This is a genomic window from Mesorhizobium sp. M0991, from assembly GCF_040318915.1.
In the GTDB taxonomy this organism is placed as follows: domain Bacteria; phylum Pseudomonadota; class Alphaproteobacteria; order Rhizobiales; family Rhizobiaceae; genus Mesorhizobium.
Map to the genome: position 1 here is coordinate 51,865 of NZ_JAMYNE010000030.1, position 7,169 is coordinate 59,033.

Annotated in this window: 8 protein-coding genes; 4 read left to right on the forward strand and 4 right to left on the reverse strand. The window is 62.3% G+C overall.

Features of this window, described 5'->3' with window-relative positions:
* Positions 1–111 precede the first annotated feature (111 nt).
* Both NKH70_RS29310 and NKH70_RS29315 read left to right on the forward strand, forming a co-directional pair.
* On the forward strand, positions 112–1,323 hold the full coding sequence (locus NKH70_RS29310) for a hypothetical protein (protein ID WP_352979171.1): 1,212 nt from the start codon (positions 112–114) through the stop codon (positions 1,321–1,323).
* A 142-nt stretch (positions 1,324–1,465) separates the two neighbouring features.
* Positions 1,466–1,807 (forward strand): hypothetical protein, encoded by a 342-nt coding sequence (locus NKH70_RS29315; RefSeq protein ID WP_352720751.1) that lies wholly within the window; start codon positions 1,466–1,468, stop codon positions 1,805–1,807.
* A gap of 16 nt (positions 1,808–1,823) precedes the next feature.
* Here the strand turns inward: NKH70_RS29315 and NKH70_RS29320 are convergent, their stop codons facing one another.
* The 4 genes from NKH70_RS29320 to NKH70_RS29335 all read right to left on the reverse strand — a co-directional run bounded on the left by NKH70_RS29320 (position 1,824) and on the right by NKH70_RS29335 (position 5,309).
* Entirely contained in the window at positions 1,824–2,312 is a 489-nt protein-coding gene (locus NKH70_RS29320) for a GNAT family N-acetyltransferase (protein WP_352720749.1), read from the reverse strand.
* Position 2,313: 1 nt separating this feature from the next.
* Positions 2,314–3,813: an Asp-tRNA(Asn)/Glu-tRNA(Gln) amidotransferase subunit GatB gene (gene gatB / locus NKH70_RS29325; RefSeq protein WP_352720746.1), complete on the reverse strand. Its 1,500-nt coding sequence runs from the start codon at positions 3,811–3,813 to the stop codon at positions 2,314–2,316.
* 191 nt (positions 3,814–4,004) lie between these two features.
* Positions 4,005–4,436 (reverse strand): CBS domain-containing protein, encoded by a 432-nt coding sequence (locus NKH70_RS29330; protein ID WP_023717464.1) that lies wholly within the window; start codon positions 4,434–4,436, stop codon positions 4,005–4,007.
* Between the two features lie 102 nt (positions 4,437–4,538).
* Complete coding sequence (locus NKH70_RS29335; RefSeq protein WP_352720744.1) at positions 4,539–5,309, reverse strand: rhomboid family intramembrane serine protease; 771 nt, start codon at positions 5,307–5,309, stop codon at positions 4,539–4,541.
* Between the two features lie 391 nt (positions 5,310–5,700).
* On the opposite strand from NKH70_RS29335, the gene NKH70_RS29340 reads away from it, so the two are divergent.
* Entirely contained in the window at positions 5,701–6,339 is a 639-nt protein-coding gene (locus NKH70_RS29340; RefSeq protein WP_352720741.1) for a PAS domain-containing protein, read from the forward strand.
* Between the two features lie 117 nt (positions 6,340–6,456).
* Positions 6,457–7,074 carry a PilZ domain-containing protein gene (locus NKH70_RS29345; RefSeq protein WP_352720739.1) on the forward strand — a complete coding sequence of 206 codons (618 nt, stop codon included), beginning with the start codon at positions 6,457–6,459 and terminating at the stop codon, positions 7,072–7,074.
* Positions 7,075–7,169: the final 95 nt, after the last annotated feature.

Below are 7,169 nucleotides of genomic sequence, written 5' to 3' on the forward strand. Positions count from 1 at the left end.
TGGGCCCGCCCGACGTTTCGCGGTTCATCCCCCGTGCGGGCGATGAACCGCCATCGAAGAAATGCTGCTGTCTAGGCGGAGGGTGGTTTCCAACGACAGAGCGAGGATACCATGTTGAAAACCTGCACGATGCTGTTCTTCTGCCTGATGGCGGCCACCGCGGCCGCCCAGCCGCCGCCTTCGGGGCCGCCGGTTCCCAGTGCGGCACTTGCCCCATGCAACCCCACACAATCGAACAGGCCCTGCAAAGCTGAACTCGGCGTGTTCCTGATCACCAACACCGTCCGCAACCTGGCGCAAGCCAAGGTCGACGCCACCAACGCACAGCTGGCCGCCCAGGGACGATCGTCGCGCGCATCGATCGAATCGCTGAAGCAATGGCGGCCGTCGCGCTTTGCGACGCAGATGCTGAACCAGCCGAACAGCTGGTTTGTCAAAGTTCCTTACATCCTGACCATCAAAGTCTCGATCCCGGTGACCTCCGACCGCCACATCGGCATTCCCATAGACGTCAACGTCTTCTGCAGCGGCTGGCAGACCGATTCCAGCCAGGTCATCATCCGCTCGCAACCCGGCCCGGCGAGCTTCGAAGGTGGCAACATCCTCGAAGACGTTTTCAACGTCGGCAATTACATCGACGCCCAGGTACGCAGCTCGTTTTCGGCACCCCTGCCGGTGACGACGCCGGTTCCGAATTCGAAATGCTCGGCCATAGACGGCTCCGATGCCGGCACGCAGGCCACCGACGATGATCTCATCTTCTGGACGGTGCCGCGACGCAACCTGGTGGTGACGGACGCCATAGCCAAGCCGACGATAGAAGTGACCTTCGACAGCCTCACACGCCTGGCAGCCCGCGACTTCCACAACAATGTCGTCTATGCGGAATCCGAGGCCATAAACCTCAACGTCTATGCCAATGAGGATGGCCTTCAGAAGGCGCTGACGATGCGCGAAGGCGACGTGGCTGCGCTGAACCTTCCCGCAGTACAGCTCGACGCGCGAAAATACGATTCGCTGGTCGTCATCGGCAATGTCGATCAGCCGCCGAACGATCCCAGAGACAGCGCCTTCGCAGTAGCGGCCAAGACTGCGGGATTCGGTGCCGGTTCCAAGATCATGCAGATCCCGAAGTGGTATTCGAGGCCTCCGGACCAGTTCAATCACAAGCCTACATGGATCAGAGTTCCGGGCTATGAGCTGCACTATACGGTACGCTATCTCAACAGCGGCGGGCTGGCCGTCGACGGTGGGGCCAGTACGGTCCGGCCACCAAAAGTCGCTGTTCCGATAAAGACGCTCATCAAGCCGAAAACGCCCTGACGCGGCCGCTCGCGGATGACGGCGGCGGTTCCCGCCATCTCCCGCGCGGCCGATGCGGCAGCGCCGGCTTCATGGCCTGATCTTGCGGGAACAAACGCGCCGCTGCGCCACGAGCGAGCGGCGCCATCGATGGAGACAAACGATGCTGCACTTTCCCCACACCATGCCCGCCGTCCGGATCATTGCGGCAATCTCGCTGCTTGCCTTCCCGAACTTCCTGCCGCCGGTCACGAGCCCGGCGAACGCGCTGCCGGTCAGCCAATCCTGCAGGATCACCACGTATTTCAAGACTGCGGCAAAGGCGACGGAGGTTGGCCTGCGCTCGACGTGCCAGGGCGTCAAAAAATGGGGCGTCACCTCGAAATATTACGAGGTGGAAAAAATCGAAGCCGCCACGCCCCCGCACACGTCGGGTGGCGGCGGCAGCCTGCCGTGCGAGTTTCTCGCTGCCGGCTGCTCCAACCTGCCCGTGAAACGCAACTGAGCGCCAGGCGAACGAGCTAGCCGATCGCCTTCTCCAAAACCAGCGCCGGCAATCCTGAGGCGCCGCCGCAATCGGCCGTGTTGCCGGCGGGCAAGAACCCTCTCGAGCGATAAAAGGCGATGGCCGGAGCATTTGCTTCCTCGACCTCGACGCGCAGCGTCCGGGCCTCCGGAAAGCTGGCCTCGATCTCGTCCAGCAGCGCCTGGCCGATGCCTTGCCTCTGCCAGGCCGGATGCACGTAAAGCTGGTTCAGCATGACGATCCCGGGATCCGTGGTGGCGGCGGCGAAGGCCATGCCGCCGATGCTCTTGCCGTCGTCGGCGAGCAGGAACTCCGAGTTCGGCCGCGTCAGCCGTGCTTTGAGTGCGGCAATCGAATGCCATTCATCGGTGATTTCGGTGACCCGCGCCGCGCCGTAGATGGCGTCATAGGTGGCATGCCAGGTCTCGATCAGCAATGCGCGTACCGCCGCAAGATCGCGCTCGCCGGCGGTACGGACGAACATCCTACTCGATCCCGAGCCTGGCCTTGACCAGCTCGTTGACCGCCTGCGGATTGGCCTTGCCGCCGGTCGCCTTCATCACCTGGCCGACGAACCAGCCGGCCATGGTCGGCTTGGCGCGCGCCTGTTCGACCTTGTCTGGGTTGGCTGCGATCACCTCGTCCACCGCCTTTTCGATGGCGCCGGTATCGGTGACCTGCTTCATGCCGCGGCTTTCGACCAGCTGACGCGGATCGCCGCCCTCGTTCCAGACGATCTCGAACAGATCCTTGGCGATTTTGCCGGAGATGGTGCCTTCCTTGATCAGGTCGATGACGGCACCAAGCTGGTTGGGCGAAACAGGAGCGTTTTCAATATCCTTGCCGGCTTTGTTCAAGGCCCCCAGGAGGTCGTTGATGACCCAGTTGGCGGCGAGCTTGCCGTCGCGCCCGGCCGCCACCTTCTCGAAATAATCGGCAATCGCCTTTTCAGAAACCAGGATCGAGGCATCGTAGGTCGACAGGCCGAGCGAGGTGATCAGCCGCGCCTTCTTGGCGTCCGGAAGTTCCGGCAGGTCCTTTGCCAGCGCGTCGACATAGGCCTGGTCGAATTCCAGCGGCAGAAGGTCGGGATCGGGGAAATAGCGATAGTCGTGCGCTTCTTCCTTGGAGCGCATCGAGCGCGTCTCGCCCTTGTTGGGGTCGAACAGCCGCGTTTCCTGTTCGATCCTGCCGCCGTCCTCGAGGATGGCAATCTGGCGGCGCGCCTCATAGTCGATGGCCTGGCCGATGAAACGGATCGAGTTGACGTTCTTGATCTCGCAGCGCGTGCCGAATTCACCGCCGAGCCGGCGTACCGAGACGTTGACGTCGGCGCGCAACGAGCCTTCGTCCATATTGCCGTCGCACGTGCCGAGATAGCGCACGATCGTGCGCAGCTTGGTGACATAGGCCTTGGCTTCATCGGCGGAGCGCATATCCGGCTTGGAGACGATCTCCATCAGCGCCACGCCGGAGCGGTTGAGATCGACATAGGACATCGTCGCATGCTGGTCGTGCATCGACTTGCCGGCATCCTGCTCAAGGTGCAGGCGCTCGATGCCGACCTCGATGTCCTCGAACTCGCCCTGCCGGTCCGGGCCGACCGAGACGATCACCTTGCCCTCGCCGACGATCGGCTGCTTGAACTGCGAGATCTGGTAGCCCTGCGGCAGATCAGGATAGAAATAGTTTTTCCTGTCGAAGACCGATTTGAAATTGATCTCAGCCTTCAGGCCCAGCCCGGTACGGATCGCCTGCTTGACGCATTCTTCGTTGATGACCGGCAGCATGCCGGGCATCGCCGCGTCGACCAGGCTGACATTGGCATTGGGCGCGGCGCCGAAAATGGTCGAGGCGCCGGAAAACAGCTTTGCCTGTGAGGTCACCTGCGCATGGACCTCGAGGCCGATGATGATCTCCCAGTCGCCGGTGGCGCCGGGAACCAGGCGCTTGGCGTCGGGCGTGCGGGTATCGATGATGCTCATAAGGGCCTGCATATTGAAATTGCGGATATGCGAGAACGCATATTTTGATGTGCAACTTCGCTAGTGCAAACCGCCAAAAGAGACAAGCGCAAAGCCGCAGGCGCCGACGCGGCACAGGCCCGCACCTGCCGCGATGGACTGCTATAGCGGCTTGAAAAGATTCAATGGCCGGCAACCCGGCCGCCGTCGCCTCATGCCGTGGCGATGTAGGCCCTGATCTCCTCGGCCTCGCGCTCGACATCCTCGATGCGCCGCTTGACCACGTCGCCGATCGACACGATGCCGTCGAGCAGCCCGTTCTTTTCCACCGGCAGATGGCGGAAGCGGCCCTTGGTCATGATCTCCATGACCTCGTTGACGGTGTGGTTCTCATTGCAGATCTTCACCTTGGGCGTCATCGCCGAGCGGATGGCGAGGTCGAGCGCCGCGGCCCCCTCTTTGGCGAGAACCCGCACCACATCGCGCTCGGAAAGAATGCCGACGATCTTGTGATCGCCGTTGGTGATGACCAGCGCGCCGATCCTGTGTTCGGAAAGCATGCGGATGGCTTCGCTGAGCTTTTCGTTCGGCCCGAGCGTCACCACGTCGTGGCCTTTTGCCTCGAGAATTGCCTTAACAGTCATGGCGTCCTCCTCTGCATTTCCTTGCCGGCTCCTGCCCTGGCCGGCTTTTCCCTGGGATGAACATGGTGCGCCGCGATCGGTTGCTTTTCAAGTGCGGAGGTCTCAGGTCTCCGGCTCGTCCGCCTGCCGGGGCACCTGCTCTCGCCGATCAAAAAACCGCAGGCCGAAGAAGCCGGCAAGAAAGCCGCCAATATGGGCTTCCCAGGCGATCTGGCCGTCAATGCCGGGCGCCAGGCCGAAGAGGCCGGTCGCGAGGTTGATCACCATCCACATGGCGAGAAAGGTGACGACGCCGCGCGAGCGCAGCACCGCCGCCATCGGCAAAGGCTGGCCGGCGAAGGCGGCCTTGCCCGACGAGCGATCGATACGGAAGCCGTAGCGTGCCGCCGCGCCCATCATGCCGGAAATCGCGCCGGAGGCACCGACCAGCGGCGCCTCGCCAAGCGGATGCATGGCCCAGAACAGCGCCACCGCCGCCAATCCGGTCGCGGCGAAGAACAGGCTGAAGCGCAGCGCGCCGAAGCGGTTGGCCAGCGGTGAGCCGAAGGCCGCAAGCCACACCATGTTGATGGCAAGATGGGCAAAGCCGCCATGCAGGAAGGCATACGTAAAGGGCCGAGAAAACAGGAACCAGTCGAAGCCGTATTGGCCAGTATAGAGAACAGGAATGAAGGCCCCGTCGTACAATAGTGTCAGCTGCTGGTCTTGGCTAAGCACATACTGCTGCATCAGAAAGACGAGGACGCAGATGCCGATCACCGCCAGCACGACGGGCGGCAGGTTGAACACCGGTTCGCGGCGCTGCTCCGGTTCGCGGGCGACAGGCTCACCCTGGCCCTGCTCGATCTCCGGTGGGCTTTCTGGGTCGCTCATATGGCTTGCACTCAGTCGCTGGATTGGACTTCGCGAGCATGTAGATCACGGCCAACCGAATCACAAACGACGAATCAGCAGCCCCGAATCAAAAAAGAAGCCGTCCAAGGTTTCCCTTGAACGGCTGGTCGAGCCCCCTTGCTCCCCCGAACTCTTGACTGAAGTGCTGCCGATCGTCGCAAAACGACTGCTTCTGGAGTGGTTTTGGTGTGCCACAGGCCTGGCAGGCACGCAACGTAAACCAGTTGTTAACCTTAACCGCCCCGACCCGTGAACAAGTATTAACGATGCTGGCACGCATCCTGCTCCGCAACGCATGTAGGTCTTCGGAGGGCGCCCTTCTGTTCACCGATGGGACATCAGAAGACAGAATGCGCGGAGCAGCATTAGCATGAACCAGACCGGATCGATCACGCTGTTCCATTATTGGAACCGGTTGCGTGACGGACGCCCTGCCCCGAAGCGCTCGGAAGTCGAACCGGCCGATATCAAGTCGCTGCTGGCCGACACGTTCATCCTGGAAAAGGACACGCGCGGCGAAGCGGTGTTCCGGCTCGCCGGCACCAGGCTCTGCGCGGTCTATGGCCGCGAACTCAAGGGGTTTTCATTCCCTTCGCTGTGGCGCGAGAAGGACCAGCGGCTGATTTCGAAGCTGACCGACGGCGTCTTCGACCTGAAATCGGTGGCCCTCATCACCTATGAGGGTTTCAGCCGCACTGGTCGCTCCAACAGGTTCGAGCTGCTCGCGCTGCCGCTCGACGGCGGGGTCGAGAGCCCGCGCTGCCTCGGCGTGATAAGCGCCGTCGAAAAGCCTTTCTGGCTGGGTGCCGACCCGGTCCTCGACGCCTTGATCGATTCGATCCGTGTCGTCGATCCCGACAAGGAGCCGATGTTCCTGAAGAACCGGCCGGCGATAGAGGTTCCCTCGCTCGCCCCATCGGAATTCGACCCGCCCGAGACGATTTCGGCGCTCGGCCAGGCCCGCCGCATCCGTCACCTGGTCGTCTTCGACGGCGGACGCGAGGAATGATGCCCAAAGATTAAAGCAACAGCGCCGGGCTTTCCCCTTTGTTAACCTGCTTTGTTGTAGTTTTCCGCTGAAATTCCCCGCATCCATGCGCGGAATGCCGAACGGGGTATGGCAGTGATGAGGTCAGCGGCGGTCGACCATGCGCCGTCCCAAGCTGAAAGGCGTAACTTTCAGCGCGTCCGCGTGAAGATTTACGGACGCTTCATGCTGGAAGACCGCACCGAACATCCCTGCCAGGTGGTCGACATGTCGCCTGGCAACGTTGCGCTGCGCACCGAGCGCGCCGGCCTGGCTGGCGAAAAGGTCATTGCCTATATCGATCACATCGGCCGCATCGAAGGCGTCATCACCCGCACCCTGCAGGATGGCTTTGCGATGACCGTCATCGCGTCGGAGCGCAAGAGGGACAAGCTCGCCGCGCAACTGACCTGGCTTGCCAACAAGCACGAGCTCGACCTGCCGGAAGACCGCCGCCATGAACGCGTCGCACCGCGCAACCCGACGAGCGTGCTGCAGCTTGCCGACGGACGGCAGTACCAGTGCCGCATCATCGACCTGTCGCTGTCGGGCGCGGCGATCGAGATCGACGTCAAGCCGGCCATCGGCGTCCAGGTGACGCTGGGCACCATGCGCGGCCAGGTGGTGCGTCATTTCGAAGATGGCGTCGCCATCGAGTTCGCCGTCATCCAGCGGCCGGAAACGCTCGATACCGAATTCAGCTCGCCGCGCGGCTGACGCGGAAGCGTTAGAGCGGTTCCCCCTTTGACGGAATCAAAGGGGATTCCAGATTTATCTGTTTTGTGATTCAAGATGCTGGCTGGAGTGGAGGC

Coding starts and splice junctions, on each gene's coding strand:
- NKH70_RS29335 (WP_352720744.1), bottom strand. CDS start 5,309: ATGAGCGACCCAGAAAGCCCACCGGAGATCGAGCAGGGCCAGGGTGAG.
- NKH70_RS29330 (WP_023717464.1), bottom strand. CDS start 4,436: ATGACTGTTAAGGCAATTCTCGAGGCAAAAGGCCACGACGTGGTGACG.
- gatB (WP_352720746.1), bottom strand. CDS start 3,813: ATGAGCATCATCGATACCCGCACGCCCGACGCCAAGCGCCTGGTTCCC.
- NKH70_RS29310 (WP_352979171.1), top strand. CDS start 112: ATGTTGAAAACCTGCACGATGCTGTTCTTCTGCCTGATGGCGGCCACC.
- NKH70_RS29320 (WP_352720749.1), bottom strand. CDS start 2,312: ATGTTCGTCCGTACCGCCGGCGAGCGCGATCTTGCGGCGGTACGCGCA.
- NKH70_RS29345 (WP_352720739.1), top strand. CDS start 6,457: ATGAGGTCAGCGGCGGTCGACCATGCGCCGTCCCAAGCTGAAAGGCGT.
- NKH70_RS29340 (WP_352720741.1), top strand. CDS start 5,701: ATGAACCAGACCGGATCGATCACGCTGTTCCATTATTGGAACCGGTTG.
- NKH70_RS29315 (WP_352720751.1), top strand. CDS start 1,466: ATGCTGCACTTTCCCCACACCATGCCCGCCGTCCGGATCATTGCGGCA.